General features: G+C 71.1%; 18 protein-coding genes. 14 read left to right on the forward strand and 4 right to left on the reverse strand.

What is annotated here, in order from left to right:
• Positions 1–196 precede the first annotated feature (196 nt).
• From ACFUNE_RS26680 to ACFUNE_RS26700, 5 genes are read left to right on the forward strand one after another with little or no spacing between them, the layout of a single operon-like run.
• On the forward strand, positions 197–1,588 hold the full coding sequence (locus ACFUNE_RS26680) for a diaminobutyrate--2-oxoglutarate transaminase family protein (protein ID WP_383573111.1): 1,392 nt from the start codon (positions 197–199) through the stop codon (positions 1,586–1,588).
• Positions 1,589–1,616: 28 nt separating this feature from the next.
• On the forward strand, positions 1,617–3,524 hold the full coding sequence (locus ACFUNE_RS26685; RefSeq protein WP_383573114.1) for an IucA/IucC family protein: 1,908 nt from the start codon (positions 1,617–1,619) through the stop codon (positions 3,522–3,524).
• A gap of 40 nt (positions 3,525–3,564) precedes the next feature.
• Positions 3,565–4,281 (forward strand): GNAT family N-acetyltransferase, encoded by a 717-nt coding sequence (locus ACFUNE_RS26690; protein WP_383573116.1) that lies wholly within the window; start codon positions 3,565–3,567, stop codon positions 4,279–4,281.
• A gap of 60 nt (positions 4,282–4,341) precedes the next feature.
• Entirely contained in the window at positions 4,342–6,201 is a 1,860-nt protein-coding gene (locus ACFUNE_RS26695; protein WP_383573119.1) for an IucA/IucC family protein, read from the forward strand.
• Positions 6,202–6,251: 50 nt separating this feature from the next.
• Complete coding sequence (locus tag ACFUNE_RS26700) at positions 6,252–8,219, forward strand: ATP-dependent DNA helicase (RefSeq protein WP_383573123.1); 1,968 nt, start codon at positions 6,252–6,254, stop codon at positions 8,217–8,219.
• Between the two features lie 136 nt (positions 8,220–8,355).
• Here ACFUNE_RS26700 and lexA read toward each other — a convergent pair whose 3' ends face one another.
• Positions 8,356–9,153, reverse strand: coding sequence for a transcriptional repressor LexA (lexA, locus tag ACFUNE_RS26705; protein WP_329233606.1), 798 nt, complete (start codon positions 9,151–9,153; stop codon positions 8,356–8,358).
• A 523-nt stretch (positions 9,154–9,676) separates the two neighbouring features.
• Here lexA and nrdR point away from each other — a divergent pair.
• The 3 genes from nrdR (at position 9,677) to ACFUNE_RS26720 (ending at position 14,195) form a co-directional block, all read left to right on the forward strand.
• The gene (gene nrdR, locus ACFUNE_RS26710) at positions 9,677–10,192 is read left to right on the forward strand and encodes a transcriptional regulator NrdR (protein ID WP_383573126.1); all 516 of its coding nucleotides are present in this window, start codon (positions 9,677–9,679) and stop codon (positions 10,190–10,192) included.
• Positions 10,193–10,348: 156 nt separating this feature from the next.
• Entirely contained in the window at positions 10,349–13,258 is a 2,910-nt protein-coding gene (locus ACFUNE_RS26715) for a vitamin B12-dependent ribonucleotide reductase (RefSeq protein WP_383573129.1), read from the forward strand.
• Positions 13,259–13,463: 205 nt separating this feature from the next.
• Positions 13,464–14,195 carry a hypothetical protein gene (locus ACFUNE_RS26720; protein ID WP_383573132.1) on the forward strand — a complete coding sequence of 244 codons (732 nt, stop codon included), beginning with the start codon at positions 13,464–13,466 and terminating at the stop codon, positions 14,193–14,195.
• Between the two features lie 34 nt (positions 14,196–14,229).
• On the opposite strand, the gene ACFUNE_RS26725 is transcribed toward ACFUNE_RS26720, so the two are convergent.
• Together ACFUNE_RS26725 and ACFUNE_RS26730 are read right to left on the reverse strand one after the other, a co-directional pair.
• A complete protein-coding gene (locus ACFUNE_RS26725) occupies positions 14,230–14,805 on the reverse strand; it encodes a dihydrofolate reductase family protein (RefSeq protein WP_383573134.1) in 576 nt (191 codons plus the stop codon).
• A 42-nt stretch (positions 14,806–14,847) separates the two neighbouring features.
• Positions 14,848–15,378, reverse strand: a complete 531-nt coding sequence (locus ACFUNE_RS26730) for a TerD family protein (RefSeq protein WP_383573137.1) — start codon at positions 15,376–15,378, stop codon at positions 14,848–14,850.
• Between the two features lie 204 nt (positions 15,379–15,582).
• Here ACFUNE_RS26730 and ACFUNE_RS26735 point away from each other — a divergent pair, with 204 nt between their 5' ends.
• The 6 genes from ACFUNE_RS26735 to ACFUNE_RS26760 all read left to right on the forward strand — a co-directional run bounded on the left by ACFUNE_RS26735 (position 15,583) and on the right by ACFUNE_RS26760 (position 21,998).
• On the forward strand, positions 15,583–16,188 hold the full coding sequence (locus ACFUNE_RS26735) for a YdbC family protein (protein WP_383573140.1): 606 nt from the start codon (positions 15,583–15,585) through the stop codon (positions 16,186–16,188).
• A gap of 86 nt (positions 16,189–16,274) precedes the next feature.
• Positions 16,275–16,934 (forward strand): histidine phosphatase family protein, encoded by a 660-nt coding sequence (locus ACFUNE_RS26740; RefSeq protein ID WP_383573142.1) that lies wholly within the window; start codon positions 16,275–16,277, stop codon positions 16,932–16,934.
• 12 nt (positions 16,935–16,946) lie between these two features.
• Positions 16,947–17,858: an ADP-ribosylglycohydrolase family protein gene (locus ACFUNE_RS26745; protein WP_383573145.1), complete on the forward strand. Its 912-nt coding sequence runs from the start codon at positions 16,947–16,949 to the stop codon at positions 17,856–17,858.
• A gap of 225 nt (positions 17,859–18,083) precedes the next feature.
• Positions 18,084–19,868, forward strand: coding sequence for a DUF4153 domain-containing protein (locus tag ACFUNE_RS26750; RefSeq protein ID WP_383573148.1), 1,785 nt, complete (start codon positions 18,084–18,086; stop codon positions 19,866–19,868).
• Positions 19,869–20,574: 706 nt separating this feature from the next.
• The gene (locus ACFUNE_RS26755; RefSeq protein WP_383573151.1) at positions 20,575–21,285 is read left to right on the forward strand and encodes a ribonuclease HII; all 711 of its coding nucleotides are present in this window, start codon (positions 20,575–20,577) and stop codon (positions 21,283–21,285) included.
• Between the two features lie 59 nt (positions 21,286–21,344).
• The gene (locus ACFUNE_RS26760; protein ID WP_383573153.1) at positions 21,345–21,998 is read left to right on the forward strand and encodes a hypothetical protein; all 654 of its coding nucleotides are present in this window, start codon (positions 21,345–21,347) and stop codon (positions 21,996–21,998) included.
• Positions 21,999–22,052: 54 nt separating this feature from the next.
• Here ACFUNE_RS26760 and ACFUNE_RS26765 read toward each other — a convergent pair whose 3' ends face one another.
• Positions 22,053–22,685 carry a hypothetical protein gene (locus ACFUNE_RS26765; RefSeq protein WP_383573156.1) on the reverse strand — a complete coding sequence of 211 codons (633 nt, stop codon included), beginning with the start codon at positions 22,683–22,685 and terminating at the stop codon, positions 22,053–22,055.
• Between the last annotated feature and the right edge of the window lie 209 nt (positions 22,686–22,894).

The following is a 22,894-nucleotide window of genomic DNA, read 5'->3' on the forward strand; positions in this document are numbered from 1 at the left end:
CCGGTGCCGATGGGGACGGTGCGCGGCAGGGCCACGGTTCCGCCTGCGCAAGGATCTTCCGATTTACCCGTGATCTCCTGCCGTCCGCGTCGTTGGTACGTACGGGGGACACCCGGGCTGCGTTCATCCGCGCAGTCCGCCCTCTGCCGGACGTACCGAGGCGCAACGCAACATCTCAGCAGGAGGACCGACAGCCGTGGCCGTGACCGAACCAGCTCCGGTGGCACTTCCCCCTGCTCACGAGGGCATCCTGCGGCGTCAGGCGCTACGCGAGTCGGCGGCCCGTACCTACGCGCGGTCGCTGCCGATCGTCCCGGTACGCGCGCGCGGCATGACCATCGAGGGCGCGGACGGCAGGCGCTATCTCGACTGCCTGTCAGGGGCGGGCACCCTGGCGCTCGGCCACAACCACCCCGTGGTGCTCGAGGCCATCAGGAAGGTCATCGACTCCGGCGCCCCGCTGCACGTGCTCGACCTCGCCACACCGGTCAAGGACGCCTTCACGACCGAGCTGTTCGCCACTCTGCCGAAGGAGTTGGCCGACGACGCCCGCATCCAGTTCTGCGGTCCCGCGGGCACGGACGCCGTCGAGGCGGCGTTCAAGCTGGTGCGGCAGGCGAGCGGACGCAGCGAACTCCTCGCCTTCACCGGCGCGTACCACGGGATGACCGCCGGAGCCCTGGCCGCTTCGGGAGGCGCCCCGGACGTGCGGGTGACGAGGCTCCCCTTCCCGCAGAGCTACCGCTGCCCCTTCGGAGCCGGCGGGGAGCGCGGCGCGGACATCGCCGCGCGCTGGACCGAGTACCTCCTGGACGATCCCAAGGGCGGTGTGCCCGCGCCGGCGGCCATGATCCTGGAGCCGGTCCAGGGCGAGGGCGGGGTGAATCCCGCCCCCGACGCATGGATGCGCCGGATGCGGGAGATCACCCGGGATCGCTCCATCGCGCTGATCGCGGACGAGGTGCAGACCGGCGTCGGCAGGACCGGGGCGTTCTGGGCGGTCGAGCACAGCGGTGTCGTGCCCGACGTGATGGTGCTCTCGAAAGCCATCGGAGGCTCGCTGCCCCTCGCGGTGATCGTCTACCGCTCCGAGCTCGACCTGTGGCAGCCGGGGGCCCACGCCGGTACCTTCCGGGGCAACCAGCTCGCCATGGCGGCAGGTGCCGCGACCCTCGCGTACGTGCGGGAGAACCAGCTCGCCGAACGCGCGGGGACGCTGGGCGCGCGCATGCTCGCCCGGCTCCAGGCACTGAGCGCGGACCATCCGAGCATCGGCGACGTCCGGGGCCGCGGCCTGATGATCGGCATCGAGCTCGTGGACCCCGAGGCCGAGCCGCTCACCGTCACCGCCGAGAGCGGCTCCGCCCCACCGCCCGACCCCGCCCTGGCCGCGGCGGTGCAGCAGGAGTGCCTGCACCGGGGCCTCATCGTCGAACTCGGCGGACGCCACAGCGCCGTGGTGCGACTGCTCCCTCCTCTCACTCTCACCGACGAGCAGGCGGCGGCGGTCGTCGACCGCCTCGCCGACGCGCTGAGAGCGGCCGAGCGCTCTCCGCACCGCCGGGCCGCTGCCGGGCCGACCCGCTGATCCCGGACCCCTTACAAGGAAGACCGCCGTGAACCCCACCCCTGCACCCGAGGCCGACGGCCCCCTCACCAGCCAGCAGCGAGGACATGACCTGCCGGACGGCCTCCTCGCCGTCGAGTCGACGACCGTGCCGCGTCAGAAGGCCGGACCGCACGGAACCCCGCGTGCCGGGGCGGACGCCCCGGCCGGAGCCGCTGCCGCGGACCGCCCCTGCCATACGGACCCGCTGGACCATCCGGATCCGCTCCGGGCCGCGGACTCGGCCGGCACGGAGAATCTGCTGCGCTGCTGGACCCGGGAGAACGACCTGGCCCGGCCGCACGGCACCACGCTGCGCATCCCGCTTCCCGCGAGCGGCACAGCCCTGCTGGCCCCGGTGGCCCACTGGTCCGCCACGGGCTGGCACCGCTTCGGCACGCCCGTGCTCGAGAGCGCGCCCCCCGGCGCCCCGGGCGCCGACGCCGTCACCGTGGCCGCGCTGCTGAGCCGCGAGAGCGCGCGGAGCGCCGGAGTCGACCTGGTGGCCAGGGTGGCCGACTCAGTGCGGCACACCGCGGCCTTCATCGCGGACCGGCGCGGCGCACCCACCTCGTCGTCCGAGGCCGACCTCTTCCTCGCCGCCGAGCAGTCCCTCGTCCTCGGGCACCCCCTGCACCCCACGCCCAAGAGCCGCGAGGGCCTCTCCGAGTCCGAGACCCTCCTCTACTCGCCCGAGTTGCGCGGCTCGTTCCCGCTCCACTGGATGGCTGTGGACCGGTCCGTGCTGGCGACGGACTCGTCGTGGACGAAGGCAGGCCGGCCCGTCCCCGCGGAGGCCCTTCTCGCACCCCACGCCGAAGGGCTGAGCCTCCCCGAGGGGACCACGGCCCTCCCGCTCCACCCGTGGCAGGCCGCGGAGGTCCTGCGCCGCCCCGAGGTCGTCGCGCTGTGCGAGAAGGGCCTCCTGCACGACCTCGGCCCGTACGGGGAGCGCTGGCACCCCACCTCCTCCGTCCGCACCGTGCACCGGCCCGGGTCCGACCTCATGCTGAAGCTCTCCCTGGGCGTACGCATCACCAACTCCCGCCGGGAGAACCTCCGTAAGGAACTCCACCGCGGAGCCGAGGTCCACCGGCTGCTCCGCACGGGACTGGCCGACCGCTGGCGGGAGGCGCACCCCGGTTTCGACATCGTCCGGGACCCCGCCTGGCTGGCCGTCGACTACCCGGACGGCAGCCCCGTCCCCGGCCTCGACGTGATGCTCCGCCACAACCCGTTCGGCCCGGCCGACGACGCGGTGTGCATCGCCGGACTCACCGCTCCCCGCCCGTGGCCCGGCCGTCCCGGCACCCACTCGCGGCTCGCCGACACGGTCTCCTCGCTGGCCGCCCGCACGGGCAGGACGACCGGTGCCGTCTGCGCCGAGTGGTTCCTGCGCTACCTCGACCGCGTGGTCCTCCCCGTCCTCTGGCTCGACGCACACGCGGGCGTCGCTCTGGAGGCGCACCAGCAGAACACGCTCGTACTCCTCGACCGGGACGGCTGGCCCGTGGGCGGCAGGTACCGCGACAACCAGGGGTACTACTTCCGGGAGTCCCACCGGAGCGCACTCGAGCGCCGGCTCCCCGGCATCGGAGCCGTCAGCGACACCTTCGTGTCCGACTCCGTCACCGACGAACGGCTCGCCTACTACCTCGGCATCAACAACGTGTTCGGGCTGATCGGGGCCTTCGGTGCCCAGCGGCTCGCCGACGAGCAGCTCCTCCTCGCCGCGTTCCGCCGCTTCCTCGAAGGCGCGGTGGCGCTGGGCTCCCCCCTGCCCGCCTACCTCCTGGAGACGGCACAGCTGCGCTGCAAGGCCAACCTGCTGACCCGGATGCACGGCCTCGACGAACTGGTCGGGCCGGTCGACACCCAGTCCGTCTACGTCGCCATCGCCAATCCCCTCCGCAGCTGAGAGCCAGGACCGCCCGAACCCACGAGAGGAGAGCGTCACGGTGCATCAAGCCGACGCCCATCCCGAGACCGGTGTCGTCCCGCCCGACGCCACCGGTAGCGAGGACACCCTGGAACTGCGGCTCACCGAAGAGCTCCTCGCCCTGCTCGGTGACGACTCCGCGGTCCCCGCGGCGGCCGACGCCTCCGCTCTCGTGGGCAGCCCCGGCGCGTGGAGTCCCGTCGCCACCTCCGCCGGGGTGTTCCAGCTCGTCGCGGTCGAGGCCGGACGTGATCTCGCACTGATCAGCCGCTGGATGAACGACCCGGCGGTCGCCGCCTTCTGGGAGCTGGCCGGACCGGAGTCGGTCACCGCCGCCCACCTCCGGCACCAGCTCGCCGGGGACGGCCGCAGCGTGCCCTGCCTCGGGGTCCTCGACGGCTCGCCCATGAGCTACTGGGAGATCTACCGGGCGGATCTGGACCCACTGGCCCGCCATTACCCGGCACGGCCCCACGACATGGGCGTCCACCTCCTCATCGGCGGTGTGGGCAACCGCGGAAGGGGCATCGGCTCCGTGCTGCTCAGGGCCGTCTCCGACCTCGTACTCGACAACCGTCCGCCCTGCGGACGGGTCGTCGCGGAGCCGGATCTGCGTAACACCCCGTCCGTGTCCGCCTTCCTGAGCGCCGGGTTCCGCTTCTGCGGGGAAGTGGACCTGCCCGACAAGCGCGCCGCCCTGATGGTGCGTGACCGAGCCCACCGCGACCACCTGTGAACGACTCGCCGCACCGCACAGCCCGCTCGAACCCCATCGGTCCCACCCGGAGGAGTCCCCGTGCCGACATATCCCGCGAGCCATCATCCGGCGGAGCCACGCCCGCCGCTCGACACTCCGGAACTCAACCGGACCGTCTGGGACCGGGCAGCGGCGAGGCTCCTCGCCAAGATGCTCGGTGAGTTCGCCTACGAGGAGGTCATCCTGCCCGTACCGGTGAAGGACGGCGGCGCGGGGCGTTCCGGCGACTACACCCTGTCTCTCGACGACGGGGCGGCCCTGCTCTTCCGCGCCGGGCGTGGTGTCTACGGAAGCTGGCGCGTCGACCCCACGACGATCCGCGAGATCGCCGCCGGGAGCACCGGAGGCGGAAGCGCCGTCCACGCGCCCTTCCGGGACCCGCTGCGCTTCCTCGCCCGCGGCTGCCGCCTCCTCGGTCTCGACGGCGCCACGCTCGGCCACCTCATCCGGGAACTGACCGCCACACTCAGCGCCGACGCCCGGCTCGACCACACCGCACTCGGTGTCGCCCAGCTCGCCGAACTCCCCTACGCCGAGCTCGAAGGACACCAGACGGGCCACCCCTGGCTCGTCGCGAACAAGGGCCGCATCGGGTTCTCCGCCGCCGACGCCGCCCGCTTCACCCCCGAAGCCCGGTCGGCCACCGTGCTGCCCTGGATCGCCGTCAGCACACGCATAGCGGGCTACCGGGGAGTGGGCCGAGTGGCCACCTCCGGAGACCTCTACGACCAGGAACTGGACCCCGGTGTCCGGGAGTCCTTCACCGCCGTCCTGCGCGGCCGGGGGCTCGACCCCGAGGACTACCTGTTCCTTCCCGTGCACCCGTGGCAGTGGGACGAGTGGATCGTCCCGCTCTTCGCCCCCGCCATCGCGGACGGCGAGATCGTGCCCCTGCACCCGGACGACGACCTCCGGCTGCCACAGCAGTCCATCCGTACGTTCACCAATGTGGGGCGGCCCGACCGGCACACGGTCAAACTGCCGCTCTCGATCCTGAACACCCTCGTCTGGCGGGGACTGCCCACCGAGCGAACGCTCGCCGCTCCCGCGGTGACCGCGTGGGTCCAGGGGCTGTGCGAGGGCGACCCGTTCCTCCGGGACACCTGTCGCGTGATCCTGCTCGGCGAAGTCGCCTCGGTGGCGGTCGAGCACCCGCTCTACGACTACCTCCCCGAGTCGCCGTACCAGTTCAAGGAGATCCTCGGGGCGATCTGGCGGGAGCCCCTCCAGCCGAGACTCGCACCCGGTGAACGCGCCCGGACGCTCGCCTCGCTGCTGCACACGGATCCCGACGGCCGCTCCTTCACCGCGGAGCTCGTCGCCCGCTCGGGCCTGGCCCCCGCCGCCTGGCTGACCCGGCTCTTCGCGGCCCTGCTGCCCCCGCTCCTGCACTTCCTCTACCGCTACGGCACGGTGTTCTCCCCCCACGGCGAGAACGCCATCGTCGTCTTCGACGAGAACGACGTCCCCGTCCGCCTCGCGATCAAGGACTTCGTCGACGACGTCAACGTCAGCGCGCGGCCGTTGCCCGAGCACGACACGATGCCGCAGGACGTCCGGGACGTCCTGCTCACGGAGGACCCCTCCTTCCTGACCCAGTTCATCCACTCCGGGCTCTTCGTGGGCGTCTTCCGCTATCTGTCCCCCCTCTGCGAGGAGCAGCTGGACGTGCCGGAGGGTGAATTCTGGTCACTCGTCCGTGCCGAGATCCAGCGTCATCACGCCCGTTTCCCCGAGCTCAAGGAGCGGTTCGAGATCTTCGACATGCTGACGCCGACGATCGAGCGGCTGTGCCTCAACCGCAACCGTCTGCATCTGGACGGCTACCGCGACCGGCCCGAGCGCCCGCACGCCGCAGTCCACGGGGTGGTCCCCAACCCGCTCCACCCCTCCGCGTGAGACCGGGACCGGCCGATGGTGTCAGTGGGGAGCCTTAGGGTGGACGGGCTATGACGAAGCCATCTCTCCCCGAGCTCCTCCACGCCGCCGTAGCCGCCGTCGGCGGTACGGAACGGCCCGGCCAGGTCTCCATGGCCGAGGCCGTCGCCGAGGCCGTCGACGACAACGCCCATCTGCTCGTCCAGGCCGGTACCGGCACGGGCAAGTCCCTCGGCTACCTGGTGCCGGCACTGGCCCACGGCGAGCGGGTCGTGGTGGCCACGGCGACGCTCGCCCTCCAGCGCCAGCTCGTGGAGCGGGACCTCCCCCGTACGGTCGAGGCGCTGCATCCGCTGCTGCGCAGGCGGCCCCAGTTCGCGATGCTCAAGGGCCGGTCGAATTACCTCTGTCTGCACCGGCTCCACGAGGGGGCACCGCAGGACGAGGAGGAGGGGCTCTTCGACCAGTTCGAGGCGGCGGCGCCGTCGAGCAAGCTCGGCCAGGACCTCCTGCGCCTGCGCGACTGGTCGGACGAGACGGAGACCGGCGACCGGGACGACCTGACGCCGGGCGTCTCGGACCGCGCCTGGGCACAGATCTCCGTCTCCTCGCGCGAGTGCCTCGGTGCCACCAAGTGCGCGTACGGCGCCGAGTGCTTCGCGGAGGCGGCCCGCGAGCGGGCCAAGCTCGCCGATGTCGTGGTGACCAACCACGCCCTGCTCGCGATCGACGCGATCGAGGGCGCCCCCGTGCTCCCCAAGCACGAGGTGCTCATCGTCGACGAGGCCCATGAGCTGGTCTCGCGGGTCACCGGGGTGGCGACCGGCGAGCTCACCCCCGGCCAGGTGAACCGGGCGGTGCGCCGTGCCGCGAAGCTGGTCAACGAGAAGGCGGCCGACGCGCTGCTGACCGCGTCGGAGGGGTTCGAGCGGGTCCTGGAGCTGGCGCTCCCGGGACGCCTCGAAGAGGTGCCGGAAGACCTCGGCTACGCGCTGATGGCTCTGCGCGACGCCGCGCGTACGGTGATCTCCGCCCTCGGTGGCACCCGGGACAAGTCCGTCCAGGACGAGGACGCGGTGCGCAAGCAGGCCATGGCGTCGGTCGAGTCCATCCACAGCGTCGCGGAGCGCATCACGCAGGGCTCCGAGTACGACGTCGTCTGGTACGAGCGCCACGACCGCTTCGGGGCGTCCGTCCGCGTCGCACCGCTGTCCGTGTCCGGGCTGCTGCGCGAGAAGCTCTTCGCCGACCGCTCGGTGGTGCTGACCTCGGCCACGCTGAAGCTGGGCGGCGACTTCAACGGTGTGGGGGCGTCGCTGGGACTCGCGCCCGAGGGCACCGCCGGCGACGACATCCCGCAGTGGAAGGGGCTCGACGTCGGCTCGCCGTTCGACTACCCGAAGCAGGGCATTCTCTACGTCGCCCGACACCTGGCCACGCCCGGCCGGGAAGGTTCCCGCACGGACATGCTGGCCGAGCTGGCCGAGCTGGTGGAGGCGGCGGGCGGTCGCACCCTGGGCCTGTTCTCGTCCATGCGGGCGGCACAGGTGGCGGCCGAGGAGATGCGGGGCCGGCAGGACAAGCCGGTGCTGCTGCAGGGCGAGGAGACGCTCGGGGAGCTGATCAAGAATTTCGCCGCGGATCCCGAGACGTGTCTGTTCGGGACGCTTTCCCTCTGGCAGGGCGTCGACGTCCCCGGGCCGAGCTGTCAGCTCGTGGTCATGGACCGGATCCCGTTCCCCCGGCCGGACGATCCCCTTATGAGCGCGCGCCAGAAGGCGGTGGAGGAAGCCGGTGGCAACGGCTTCATGGCGGTGGCGGCGACCCATGCGGCGCTCCTGATGGCGCAGGGCGCGGGCCGGCTCGTCCGGGCCATGGGGGACAAGGGTGTGGTCGCGGTGCTCGACCCCCGGCTGGCGAACGCCCGGTACGGGAGCTACCTCCGCGCCTCGCTGCCGGACTTCTGGTACACGACCGACCGGAATCAGGCGCGGCGCTCGCTCGCGGCCATCGACGCGGCGGCCAGGACCGCGGAGTGAGCGAGCCGCCCTGGCGGTCCCGGGCCGTCGGCCCCGCTCAGGCGAGGGGCCGTGGCCGGCGACCTGTGCCATGCGGACGCGTCAGGGCCCCGGGATCGGCGCAGAGATCCCGGGGCCCGGTCCGAACCGGCGGAGCTCACACCCGCCGCAGCACTGCCACGACCTTGCCGAGGATCGTCGCCTCGTCACCCGGAATGGGCTGGTAGGCGGAGTTGTGCGGGAGCAGCCATACGTGGCCGTCCTCGCGCTTGAACCGCTTGACCGTGGCCTCGCCGTCCAGCATGGCCGCCACGATGTCGCCGTTCTCCGCGACCGGCTGGCGCCGGACGGTGACCCAGTCCCCGTCCATGATCGCTGCTTCGATCATCGAGTCGCCGACGACCTTCAGCACGAAGAGCTCGCCGTCACCGACGAGCTGGCGGGGGAGCGGGAAGACGTCCTCGACGGACTCCTCGGCGAGGATCGGCCCTCCGGCCGCGATCCTGCCGACCAGCGGCACGTACGAGGCGGCAGGCTTGCCGGTGGTGTCGGTCGGCTGCGTGCTGGGCTGGTCCGAGCCCCTGACCTCGTAGGCGCGCGGACGATGAGGGTCGCGGCGCAGGAAGCCCTTGCGCTCCAGAGCCATCAGCTGGTGGGCGACGGACGAGGTGCTGGACAGTCCCACCGCCTGGCCGATCTCGCGCATCGACGGGGGATAGCCCCGCCGCTGCACGGAGTCCCGGATCACCTCGATCACGCGCCGCTGCCGGTCCGTGAGCCCCGAGCTGTCCGCCCGGATCCCTGGAGGGCGGCCGGGCAAGGAGCGTGCGGGTCGCGTGGGCTCCGGACCCTCCGCGTTCATGACTGCGTCATTCATGGCATGCACCGGCTCAAGTCGGCCCTGGGAGCGGTGGTCCTGGGCAGTGATGGTGGCACTGTCTGCGGTGGTGGTCACGTCGGCCCCTCTCGAATGGTCTCCCTGGTTAGGCAACGGTAGTAGCTTTCGAAAGGTTGCGCCAAACACACGTTCGAGTGAAAAACAAATAAAGGGCCGTCGCGGGCTTACCGAGAGGTGTATGAGCTGATGCGGTCGACCCTGAATCGCGAGGAGGCTGCCGGTCCTCACGCTAGCGTTCCGCCGGCTCGATCCTGCGCCCGGGGTGTGGTCCCGGCGCGCTGCGGCACGCCCTCGCGGGTTCGCCGTCCGGTGCCCCCGCGGCCTCGGTCGTGGCGCGTTTCCCGTACCCTCGGGGCGGGCCGTAGGCTGCCCCCCGGCCCTTGGGGAACCGCGACACGCGCGGGGGGCCGCGGCGGAGCAAAACCCTAGATGTAGTGGTTGCACCGCTATCGCCACCCATAAGTAGTGGTCCCCGGTCCTCCGGGGTCGAGTTCATCGCCTATGCTTGGGGCTGTCTTCGAGGGTCCTTGGCGGACCCGACAGGGCTATTCAGTCGTGCTGTGAAGGAGGGTTCGGAGAAATGCACTGCCCCTTCTGCAGGCACCCCGACAGCCGGGTCGTGGACAGCCGCACGACGGACGACGGGACGTCGATCCGACGGCGCCGCCAGTGCCCCGACTGCTCCCGTCGCTTCACGACGGTGGAGACCTGTTCGCTGATGGTGGTCAAGCGCAGCGGCGTGACCGAACCCTTCAGCCGCACCAAGGTCATCTCGGGGGTCCGGAAGGCGTGCCAGGGGCGCCCGGTCACCGAGGACGCCCTGGCGAAGCTCGGCCAGCGGGTCGAGGAAGCCGTGCGGGCCACCGGGAGCGCCGAGCTGACGACGCACGACGTGGGTCTGGCCATACTCGGGCCCCTGCAGGAGCTCGACCTGGTCGCGTACCTGCGTTTCGCGTCGGTGTACCGGGCGTTCAATTCGCTCGAGGACTTCGAGACCGCCATCACGGAACTCCGTGAGCAGCGGCCTCGCGCAGAGCAATGCGGGAGCGGCGGGACCCCGGAGGTCCCCGCCCCCGCCGCAGTCGCCGCTGATTGATCACCGAGCCGGCCCGCAGGGACTGCGGGGCCGGTGGTGGGCGGCACCAGACCTGTTCCGAGGCGCTGTGCGCGGCGCCCGGAGCATCAGACACACACTGTGCCCTGGGAAGAACTGGGCACTTCAGGGCGTTTTTGCCCACATATGGGAGGCGGCATGACAGAGACGGCGAGCGGCCCGGCACGAGGTTCCCGCACCAAGGGAGCCAAGTCGACTGCGACCAAGCAGGGCCTGCGCATCGAGCGCATCCACACGAACCCCGGCGTGCATCCGTACGACGAGGTCGCGTGGGAGCGCCGTGACGTCGTCATGACCAACTGGCGCGACGGCTCGATCAACTTCGAGCAGCGTGGCGTCGAGTTCCCCGACTTCTGGTCGGTGAACGCGGTCAACATCGTCACCAGCAAGTACTTCCGGGGGGCTGTCGGCACCCCGCAGCGCGAGACCGGTCTGCGACAGCTGATCGACCGGATCGTGAAGACGTACCGGAAGGCCGGCGAGGACTACAACTACTTCGCCACCCCCGACGACGCCGAGATCTTCGAGCACGAGCTGGCGTACGCCCTCCTGCACCAGATCTTCAGCTTCAACTCGCCGGTGTGGTTCAACGTCGGAACGCCCCAGCCGCAGCAGGTCTCGGCCTGCTTCATCCTGGCCGTCGACGACTCCATGGAGTCGATCCTCGACTGGTACAAGGAAGAGGGAATGATCTTCAAGGGCGGCTCCGGCGCAGGCCTGAACCTGTCCCGCATCCGCTCCTCCAAGGAGCTGCTCTCCTCCGGCGGCAACGCGTCCGGTCCGGTCTCCTTCATGCGCGGTGCCGACGCCTCCGCAGGAACGATCAAGTCCGGTGGCGCCACGCGCCGCGCGGCCAAGATGGTCATCCTCGACGTCGACCACCCCGACATCGAGAACTTCATCGAGACCAAGGTGAAGGAGGAGGAGAAGATCCGCGCCCTGCGTGACGCGGGCTTCGACATGGACCTGGGCGGCGACGACATCACGTCCGTCCAGTACCAGAACGCCAACAACTCGGTCCGCGTGAACGACGAGTTCATGAAGGCCGTCGAGAACGGCGGGAAGTTCGGCCTGCGTGCCCGTATGACCGGGGACGTCATCGAAGAGGTCGAGGCCAAGTCCCTCTTCCGCAAGATGGCGGAAGCCGCCTGGGCCTGCGCCGACCCCGGCATCCAGTACGACGACACCATCAACAAGTGGCACACCTGCCCGGAGTCCGGCCGCATCAACGGCTCGAACCCGTGCAGCGAGTACATGCACCTGGACAACACCTCGTGCAACCTGGCCTCGCTGAACCTGATGAAGTTCCTCAAGGACGACGGCGAGGGCCACCAGTCCTTCCAGGCCGAGCGCTTCGCCAAGGTCGTCGAGCTGGTCATCACCGCGATGGACATCTCGATCTGCTTCGCGGACTTCCCGACCCAGAAGATCGGCGAGAACACCCGCGCCTACCGCCAGCTGGGCATCGGCTACGCCAACCTGGGCGCCCTGCTGATGGCCACCGGCCACGCGTACGACAGCGACGGCGGCCGCGCGCTCGCCGGTGCCACCACCTCGCTGATGACCAGCACGTCCTACCGGCGCTCCGCCGAGCTCGCCGCGGTCGTCGGCCCGTACGACGGCTACGCCCGCAACGCCGAGCCGCACCAGCGCGTCATGAAGCAGCACTCGGACGCCAACGCCGTGGCCGTCCACGTGGACGACCTGGACTCGCCGATCTGGGCCGCCGCCACGGAGGCCTGGCAGGACGTGCTCCGCCTCGGCGCGAAGAACGGCTTCCGCAACGCGCAGGCCTCGGTGATCGCCCCGACCGGCACCATCGGTCTCGCGATGTCCTGCGACACCACCGGCCTGGAGCCCGACCTCGCCCTGGTCAAGTTCAAGAAGCTCGTCGGTGGCGGCTCGATGCAGATCGTCAACGGCACCGTCCCGCAGGCGCTGCGCCGCCTCGGCTACCAGCCGGAGCAGATCGAGGCGGTCGTCGCCCACATCGCCGACAACGGCAACGTGATCGACGCACCCGGTCTCAGGACCGAGCACTACGAGGTCTTCGACTGCGCGATGGGCGAGCGTTCCATCTCGGCCATGGGGCACGTCCGGATGATGGCGGCGATCCAGCCGTGGATCTCCGGCGCCCTGTCCAAGACGGTGAACCTGCCGGAGACGGCCACCGTCGAGGACGTCGAGGAGGTCTACTTCGAGGCGTGGAAGATGGGCGTCAAGGCGCTCGCGATCTACCGCGACAACTGCAAGGTCGGCCAGCCCCTCTCCGCGAAGACCAAGGAGAAGGAGAAGGCCGCGGTCACCGCCAAGGCCGAGGACACCATTCGTACGGCCGTCGAGAAGGTCGTCGAGTACCGTCCGGTCCGCAAGCGCCTGCCCAAGGGGCGTCCCGGCATCACCACCTCCTTCACGGTGGGTGGCGCCGAGGGCTACATGACCGCCAATTCCTACCCGGACGACGGTCTCGGCGAGGTCTTCCTGAAGATGTCCAAGCAGGGCTCCACCCTCGCGGGCATGATGGACGCCTTCTCGATCGCCGTCTCGGTCGGTCTGCAGTACGGCGTGCCGCTGGAGACCTACGTCTCCAAGTTCACCAACATGCGCTTCGAGCCGGCCGGTATGACGGACGACCCTGACGTGCGGATGGCGCAGTCGATCGTCGACTACATCTTCCGGCGCCTGGCGCTCGACTTCCTGCCGTTCGAGACGCGCTCCGCGCTCGGCATCCACTCGGCCGAGGAACGTCAGCGTCACCTCGACACCGGTTCGTACGAGCCTGCCTTCGGGGACGACGAGCTCGACGTGGAGAGCCTGGCCCAGTCCGCTCCCGTGCGTGTGGAGCCTCTGAAGGCCGTGGCATCGCCCGAGGAGTCCGTCGCGGAGAAGCCGGCCCCCAGGGCCGCGCACACCTCGGCCGAGCTGGTCGAGATGCAGCTCGGCATCAGCGCGGACGCGCCGCTGTGCTTCTCGTGCGGTACGAAGATGCAGCGCGCCGGGTCCTGCTACATCTGCGAGGGCTGCGGCTCGACCAGCGGGTGCAGCTGATCCAGGGCGTGGCCACGCCGGACACCTCGTCCGGCGTGGCCCGCGCGGGCGGCTGACCAGCGCCTGACGAAGGGGACCGGCCGACGGCCGGTCCCCTTCGCCGTGTCCGTGACCCCTGCCGCCGAGTGGGTCCGGCCCGTGGCTCCCGCCTTCTCCCGGCGGAAACCCGGCTGACAACGTGTGCCCGCTCCTGGACCATCGGACCGTGACCACAGAACCGCGCCTCTACCTCCGCGTCGTCGTGCCCCCGCTCGGGACTCACGGGGCGGTGGAATGCAGGCCCGTCGTCGACGGGCGCGACATCCTGGCCGATGTCTTCGAGGACGGTCCGGCAGCGGACCCCCGGCACCTGCTCGGCCCGGAGGCGCCCCTGCACGCGACCGAGGCGCCCCGTGAGGTCCGGCTCGCCGAGGCGGAGTGCACCGAAGGGTGCTGCGGCGCCGTCCACGTGACGATCCGGCGTGAGGGACGGCACGTGGTCTGGAACGGATGGCGCAATCCGGATGACGACGGCCTCCGTCTCCCGGAGTTCCGGTTCGACGCGGAACAGTACGAGGCCGAGCTCCGACGGGCCGGTGCGGATCGCGGCTGGGAGTGGCCGGCCCGAAGGGTCGCCCGACTGCTGGAGGCGCGACTGCGGGCCCACTCCGACCGGCTCGCGGTCTGGGAGTGCGAGCTGTCCGCCGTCTCCGCATGGCCCTGGGAGCCCGAGCGGATCGTCGTCCTCCTGTTTCATCCCGGCCCTGCGGCGTCGGCGGACGACCGGCCCTGGCTCCAGTTCAGGATGACCGTCCCGGTCACCGGCGACGATCCCGCCGAACAGGCCGAGCGCATCTGCGCCCGCATCATCGCGCAGGACCCCCGCCGGGTCGCGGAGGTCTGCGGCGGGTCGAAGGAGTTCGCCGACCGGCTCGGCCACCCCTGGCCGCTCTCCTGAGAGGGCCGGGGATGCGCTGTCCTGACCCGTCGCCTCAGGACGTCCCGTCCGGCCGGCTGTAGCGGAGCAGCACGACGCCGTTGCCGAAGGTGCGGGTGCCGGTGTGCCGGAGGTGCATCGGCGTCGCCTCGGACGGCGAGAAGAGTGGTCTGCCCCGGCCGAGGACGACCGGGTGGACGTACAGGTGGAACTCGTCGATCAGGTCCAGGCGCATGAAGGACGCCGCGAGATCGGCACCCCCGACCAGCATGTCCCCGCCGGGCCGCGCCTGGAGGGCGCGGATCTCCTCGACGACCACCTCGCGCACGACGGTCGTGTTCCACTCCGCCCTGTCCAGGGTCCGCGAGAACACGAACTTGGGCATGTCACGCCAGATGCCGGCGAATTCGGCCATGGTGGGGGAGGCCGACGGGTCGTCGTCCGCCGTCGGCCAGAAACCGGCCATCAGTTCGTAGGTGATCCGCCCGTCGAGGAAGGCGCTCACCGTCTTCATCCGCTCGTTGAAGAAGCGGTGCAGTTCTTCGTCGACGAGGTGCCAGTCGAGCTGCCGGCCGGGTCCCTCGAAGAAGCCGTCGAGAGACACCGACATCATCAGGAGGATCTTTCTCATGCGCCCTCGCGGAGGAGTCTGGGGCGTCCGCCCCGTCGGGTATCAGCCGGACCGGCTCCCCATCACGGCGGCGAACGATCCGGGGTCGCCGTCGAATCCGCGGACCGTCCCGTGAAAGCCCCACGAGCCCGATGCGTCCCGGACGAATTCGGCGACGACCGCGGCCGTGGCGGCCGCCACCGCGGAGAAGTCGTCCTCCGCCAGGTTCGTGTAGCCCTCGCGGACCTGCACGGCCGTGTGCTCTATCTGGCCGAAGGTCTTGTGGCCGTCGCGCTGCTGGATGGCGACGCCGACCACCACCCTGGCGTACGCGTCCGACAGCCGGTCCAACTCAAGTGTCATGACCTCGTCGAAGCCGTACCCCTGTCCCGTCCGGCTGTCCCGGTTCAGCGTGATCGTCCCGTCCGGTGACCTGCTGTCGAAGTGCACGAGATAGGCGGGGCTGCCGTAGGGCGCGTCCGTCCCGTACGCCGCCGCGATGATGTCGAGGTCGTTGGCGGGCTCACCTGCGCCACTGGGGTCCCACTTGACCCTTATCTCGACCTTCTCGATGTCCTTGTTGGGAGTGCTCATCGGACGTGCCTCCTCGCTGCTGGACCGACCGTCCCTCTTCCGTCCTCAGATCATGTCCGTAACTGTCCGTGGATCCAACCGTGTTGGTTTCGGGCATCGGATTCGGGCCATCCCGCGGCCGGGACCGTGCGAGGCCGGTGCCGGACCGGCACCGGCACGTCCGGAGCGTGACCCACGCCACGCCGAGCGCCGTACGATGGCGCAGTGCTGGTCAAGTGGATTCGCTGCACCGTGGTGGACCGCCGCGGTTTCGAGCGGGGGCAGCGGAAGTGGGCGGGGCTGCTCGGTGAGCCGGGATTCCGGGGACAGAGCGGCGGGTGGAGCCGAGGGCGGCCCGAGATCGCCCACGTGTTCGCGTTCTGGGAGAACCGTGTCTTCTACGACTCCTTCATGGCCCGTGAGCACGACCGGCTGGCCGCTTCCCAGTCCGGCACGTACAAGGACATGCGGGTGAAGCTCTTCGAGTACCGCTTCGATGTGAAGACCGGTTTCGAGCCGGACTTCACCGACGCGGACGTGGTCAGGGTCGCGCACAGCCGGGTGTACGAGGACCGCGCCGACCACTTCGCCCTCATGCAGCAGAAGGTGTGGAACCCGGCCATGGCGGGATCCCCGGGGATGCTCCGCGGGGTCTTCGGGGAAGCGCCCGGCCGCGAGTTCCTGGTGCTGTCGATGTGGCAGTCGAGCGCGGAGCGAGGCAAGTACCGGCCCGAGGGCGTCGCCCGGCTCTCGGCTCGCGCGGAGGCCGAGAGGGACGTCGAGGTGCTCACGGGGGACGTGGTGCAGCTCGATCCGTCATGGACGGTCTGACGCGTCCCGCCGTTCCCTTCGTCACATACGCCCGATCGAGCCCGCACAATTGCTCGATCGCACCGCCCGGCATCTAGGGTCGCTACATGGCACGACCGCAACGCATCGTTCTCGTCCGCCACGGTGAGTCCGAGGGCAATGCCGACGACACGGTCTACGAACGCGAGCCCGACCACGCGCTCAGGCTCACGGCGAAGGGCCTCGGCCAGGCGCGGGCCACAGGGTCCCGGCTGCGGGAGACCTTCGGTGACGAGCACGTCAGCGTCTACATCTCGCCCTATCGGCGCACCCACGAGACGTTCGGGGCCTTCGGCCTCGAACCCGGGAGCGTCCGTGTGAGGGAAGAGCCCCGGCTGCGCGAGCAGGACTGGGGCAACTGGCAGGACCGGGACGACGTCAGGCTGCAGAAGGCCTACCGGGACGCGTACGGCCACTTCTTCTACCGCTTCGCGCAGGGTGAGTCCGGGGCCGACGTGTACGACCGGGTCGACGCGTTCCTGGAGAGCCTGCACCGCAGCTTCGACGCCCCCGACCACCCGCCGAACGTCCTGCTGGTCACCCATGGGCTGACCATGCGGCTCTTCTGCATGCGCTGGTTCCACTGGTCGGTGGCGGAGTTCGAATCGCTGTCCAATCCTGGAAACGGCGAATCCAGAACGCTGCTGCTCGGCGAGGACGGCCGCTATACGCTCGACCGGCCCTTCGAGCAGTGGCGCACCCCCGAGCCGTACGGCATCTCCGGATAGAGTGGCAGGGCGATGACCGCTGAACCCGCTTCCGACCGCTTCGAACGCGCTCTGGCCAGCCTGCGTGGACTGTCCGTGGGAGATGCCCTCGGCTCCCAGTTCTTCGTCCCGGCAAATTACCCCCTGCTCAAGAGCCGGGACCTGCCTCCCGGCGACTGGCAGTGGACCGACGACACAGAGATGGCCTGTTCCGTGCTGGCCGTGCTGGCCGCGCACGACCGGATCGACCAGGACGTGCTCGCCCACTCCTTCGCACGGCACCACGATTTCGACCGGGGCTACGGGCCCGCGGTGAACCGGCTGCTCAGACTGGTGAGGGAAGGCGGGGACTGGCGGGAGCTGGCATCCGCCCTCTTCCAGGGGCAGGGCTCCTGGGGGAACGGCTCGGCGATGCGTATCGCACCGCTGGGCGCCTGGTACGCGCACGACCCGGAGCAGGCCACCCACCAGGCGGAGATCTCGTCCTACACCACCCATCAGCACCGCGAAGCCGTCGTGGGGGCCATGGCCGTCGCGGCGGCGGCGGCCCTCGTCGCCGCACCGGGAGGGCCACCCTCACCGGAGGCCCTGCTCGACGGTGTCGTCGCCCTGGTCCCGCGCAGCGCGGTCGGTGCCGGGCTCCGCAGGGCGCGCGACATGCTCGACTACCGGGACGCGGGGACGGTGGCGGCGGTGCTCGGCAACGGCCGCCGTACGAGCGCCCACGACACCGTGCCCTTCGCCCTCTGGTCGGCGGCGCGGAGTCTCGGAGACTTCGAGCAGGCCTTCTGGGTGACGGCGCAGGCGGGCGGCGACGTGGACACCACCTGCGCCATCGTCGGCGGAATCATCGCCGCCGAGCCCGTCGGCGCTCCTCCCGCCGACTGGCTCGCACGGACCGAGGACCTGCCCGACTGGGTTCCCCTCGCGCCTGCGCACCGCTGACCTTCTCCCTCCCCGGCGGTCCGCAGGGCCGTCTCCGCGCGGCCCGGAACCCCTACTGTCACGGTCCTGCCACAGCGATGGCCCCGCACGGTTGAAGAGTCCGGCCCGGCCATACCCTTTCGGCCACGCCGCCCTCATCGATCATGGTGGGCGCGCGCCTAGAGACGCCGGGGCCTCGCGCCGCGATGTGCCGCGCGAGCGGACCTCGGTGGGGGGAGGGGTCCCATGTCCGAGAAGTCGTCCGACACGTCCGGTCGGCCCGAGTCGTCACCGGAGTCCGGTGACGGGGCGGAAGCCGCGCCCGGCAGTACGCCCGCGGCGGTGAGCGGGGCGGCTCGGGTGAGCCCCGGCCGCGCGAACGCGGCGGCCACGAAGCCCGCCCGGGCTTCCACCGCGCCTGTGCCGCCGCAGGACACCGGACCGGATGTGCCGAAGGTGCCCGCCTACCTCCAGACGCAGCCGCGCCCGGACGTGTGGCTGGGAAAGGGCCCGCAGCCGCCCGGCCTGCTGTCCCGGCTGCGGACTCCGTCCCCGCCCGCGATCGGGCCGGCGACTCTCTGGTCCGTCTTCGCCACGGCTCTGCTCAGCGCCCTGTTGCTCGGCGACGGCCTGGGGCCCAACCTGCTCATCGTGGCCGTGCCGGCCGCCCTGGGGGCGTTCTTCGCGGCACGCTCGGCGGGTCGTGTCCTCCGGCCCTGGACCGCCGTGTGGGCCGTCGGGGGCATGGCCCTCCTGGCCGTTCCGGCGCTCCGGGAAGCGGGATGGCCGGTCTTCCTCGCAGTGGTGTCGGCCCTCGCCCTGGGATCGCTCGCCCTGCACGGAAGCCGCAGCTGGCCCGGTGTACTGCTCGGTTCGCTGGGGCTGTTCCCCTCGGTCGCGGGGGGTGTGCGCTGGGGGTGGCGCGGGGTGCGCGACCGTGCGGGCGACTCCCGGGGCCGGGTGCGCACCGTGGTGCGCAGCGCGGCGGTGGCGGCCGTGCTGCTCATCGTGTTCGGCACGCTCTTCGCCTCCGCGGACGCCGCCTTCGCCGACCTGCTCGGCAGGCTCACTCCCGACGTCTCGGTCGGTGACAGCCCCTGGCGCCTCTTCCTCTTCGTGCTGGGAGCGGCCGGCGCTCTCGCCGCCGCGTACAGCGCTGCGGCTCCCGTGCGCTGGGACGGCATCACCGTCCGGCCGGGCAAGGCCAGGAACAGGGCGGAGTGGGCAGTTCCGCTGATCGTGCTCGACCTGCTCTTCGCGGCCTTCATCGCGCTGCAGCTCGTGGTGCTCCTCGGCGGGTACGACAAGGTGCGGGAGGAGACGGGCCTGCTGCCCGCCGAATACGCCCGTCAGGGCTTCTGGCAGCTTCTCTGGGCGACCGTCCTGACCCTGCTCGTCATCGCACTCGCCCTGCGCTGGGCCCCGCGGGGCGGACCGCGCGACCGGACCCTGGTCCGGAGCGTCCTCGGCACGCTGTGCGTACTCACGCTCGTCGTCGTGGCCTCCGCGCTGCGACGTATGGACCTCTACGTCGATGCCTTCGGGCTGACCCGGCTGCGGATCTCCGTCGCCGCCGTCGAGCTCTGGCTCGGAGTGGTGCTGGTCCTCATCATCGCGGCCGGTGTCCTCGGAGCCAGGATGCTGCCGCGTGCGATCGCGGCGAGCGCCGCGATCGGTGTGCTGGCCTTCGGCCTGCTCTCGCCGGACGGACTGATAGCCGAGCAGAACGTCGCCCGGTACGACAGGGACAAGAGGATCGACATCGAGTACCTGGAGAGTCTCTCCGCCGATGCCGTACCCGCCCTCGACACGCTGCCGGAACCGCTGAGGTCATGCGCGCTCGAGCACTTCCGGCGCGACCTCGCCCGGCAGGACACTCCGTGGTACGCCTCCAGCTGGGGCGAAGTCCGGGCCCGGGACATCCTGGAGAGGACTCCGGTACAGAACCACGGGTCCGACTGCTACGGCCTCGGGCAGGAGGCCGACGAGCGGGGCGGTGACGAGGAGGAGCACTCCTACGATCCGTACTGAGTACGGCCGTTCCGGGGCACGGGGAGTGGATGTTCCGGGCGCTGAGTGCGCGTGGCCGTTCCTGGGAGTGGATGTTCTCGGGCACTGGGCGTGGCTGTTCTCGGGCCGGGCCGGTGGGCTCCGCCGATCTCTCGGTCACGTGACAGAACACCTCGACGTGCGACTGCGTGCCGGGTGTCCGGTGAACGGGTGCCCGACCCGGCGGGTCCGGTGACAGTTCACGTCCTCGATGCCCCGGGGCGCACGCCGCTGCGGACGGGTGGCCCTCGGCCTCCGGGCTGTCCGCCCGGGCCGAGGAGAGCCTGTACGTAGATGTTCGCTCCTGCGATGTGGTCCGGCCGGGAGCGGCCTCGCGGGACGGCTTCGAGAAGGGGCGCAGCTATCGGACGGCCCTCCGTGAGTGGAACACCACCAGGCTGGCCAACGAAGTTCCTCCCAGCGTTGGGTGGGATTTTCGTAGTACCCAGGGGGTGCACATACGCCCCGTCGATGTGTGCGTAAGCGAACAGGCTTGCCAGGGAGGGGCCTAAGGTCACCGGCCGGGGCTCGGGGCAGCTCCCACGACTCCAAGGGCGTCGTCCCGGTGCGTCATCGCCTGCCGCGCACCGGGAGACGGTGTTCCGGGCGCGCCCGCCAGAGTGCGGAACCGCTCGACGGTGCCCCGGGGTGTTCTTGCCGTGGCCATCGGCGTAACCTGGCAGGCGCCATGCCGTACGAAGCACCCACGCACACCGTCGAGCGCTCACTGCGCGCTACCTCCGGTGCCAGGACCGTCGCCGGTGTCGATGAGGTCGGACGCGGAGCGTGGGCCGGCCCCGTCACCGTGTGCGCGGCCGTCACCGGTCTCCGCAGACCCCCCGAGGGCCTCACCGACTCCAAGCTGATCAGCCCCAAGCGCCGGGCCGAACTCGCCCCGGTGCTGGAGAAGTGGGTCACGGCCTACGGACTGGGCCATGCGTCACCCCTGGAGATCGACGACCTCGGCATGACCGCGGCACTCCGTCTCGCGGCTGTCAGGGCTCTCGAAGCCCTGCCTGTCCGGCCGGACGCCGTGATCCTCGACGGCAAGCACGACTACCTCGGACCGCCCTGGAACGTCCGTACGGTGATCAAGGGCGACCAGTCCTGCATCGCCGTCGCTGCGGCCTCGGTGATCGCCAAGGTCCGCCGGGACACGATGATGGCCGAACTGGGCGCGGGCACGGGGCAGTACACGGACTTCGCCTTCGGCGCGAACGCCGGCTATCCGTCACCGGTGCACCGGGCCGCGCTGGAGGAACAGGGGCCTACACCTCACCACCGCCTCAGCTGGGCCTACCTCGACGCGCTGCCCAGGTGGCAGCACCTGAAGAAGGTCCGATTCTCCGCCGAGGCGGCGGCACTGGAAAGCGGGGGCCAGCTCGGCTTCGACTTCTGATCGCGCAGGCGCACCTACTCGCCGACGCTTCACGCGTCGGCCGTGACAGACCACCATTCATGCCTCTCATCCCCGAGGAGCCTCAGATTCCCGAGAGCGTCCAGGGTCCCCGCGTTACTCCGGCCGCCGGCCGCACCGCGCCGACCCCCCGTCCCGTACCCGGCCCGCGTTCCGCGGCCACACCGCGTCCCGGTAACCCGGGCCGCGGCCCCGCGCGCCCCGCGCGCCCCGCGCCCCCGGTGCAGCGCACGCACCCCACACCCACACCCGCATCGCCCGCCGCGCCGGCTCCCGCCGGGCAGCCGCTGCCGGAGGACCGTTCCGCGGCGCAGTTCCAGGTGATCCCGGCTCCGGCCGGCGGTGCGGTCGACGCCGCCGACGAGGCCGTCGACCTGCTGCTCGACTCCGGACGGGCACCCGGCGACATCCTGGTGCTCACCACCGGCGAACAGCACCCCTGGGCCTCGCACGAGCTCTCCTTCGGAGAAGCCGCGTACTGGGCCCAGCAGGACGCGGGTGACGACGTCTTCTTCGCGGCCACCGCGAACGCCGGCCGCTGCGCCCCGCGGGCCGTGGTCATCGTCGCGGTCAACGGCGACCTGGACGGCCCGTCCGCCCGCGCGCTGTCCGACGTGCGGGAGCGCGCCGGTGCACTGCTGGTCGTGTGCGGCGATCCCGAGAAGATCAACTCCGCGCTCGGTGCCGGAGTCTGAGTTGTACGCCCGTGGGTCCCGGCCGTCCTCGCGGACGGCCGGGACCCACGGCGTTCACCGGGCTGCGCTCCGCCGCAGTGCCTCGGCGGCCCCGCCACCTGTGCGCAGCGGAACAGGGTCGTGGTGCGTGGACGTGGCCGCCAGGTCCGACGGTCCGGACAGCAGCGACGGCATGCGGCCGCCCCTGCCCTCGCCGAGGACCTGCCAACCGCCACGCGTCAGGGTGATGTAGGCCCCGCAGCGAAGGCCGTGCAGGGTGCAGGCGTCCCGCAGGCCCCACATCCATGCCCCGTCCTCTTCCGTCCAGCGCTCGTCGCCCTCGCGGCAGTAGAGCAGGACCGCGGTGCGCACCGGGGTGCGGCGGCGCAGATCGTGCGGGATGACCCTGCGCAGGTGCGCCAGCAGGGCATTGCGGAACTCCCAGCCGTCCGCGGCCGCGGTGGAGCGCCGGGCGAACGAGGCGCTGGCCGTGAGCCGTTCCTCATGATCGAGGACGGCGACGACCGCGGTGGCCGGGGACGGCCGGTGCCGTGCGTGGAGCCCGCTGACGACCTCTCGTGGACTGCGCAGCAGAGGTATGCCTGCCGCAGCCCACTCGGCCGGTTCGAGCATCCTGGCGACGTGGTTGACGGAGCCGGCGGTCGCCGACAGTGAATTGGCTGCGGACGGAGCGAATCCGAAGGTCACGGTCCTCCCTTCGCTACGCGCCCACGGTGCGGGCAGGGTCGAATGAGGGCGCGCCGCGGCACAGCCCTTCCGGGCCCGCGAAATGACCGTGCGGGGAGCGACTCCAATTCTTCCTGTCGTACCGGCAGGCGGCAACGAGCAATTGGCGCGGCTGACGGGTATCTGACGGAATGACACAGATATCCCTGCCCGTTCGGCGACGAACGAAG

The organism is Streptomyces sp. NPDC057287, assembly GCF_042667905.1.
Lineage (GTDB): Bacteria > Actinomycetota > Actinomycetes > Streptomycetales > Streptomycetaceae > Streptomyces.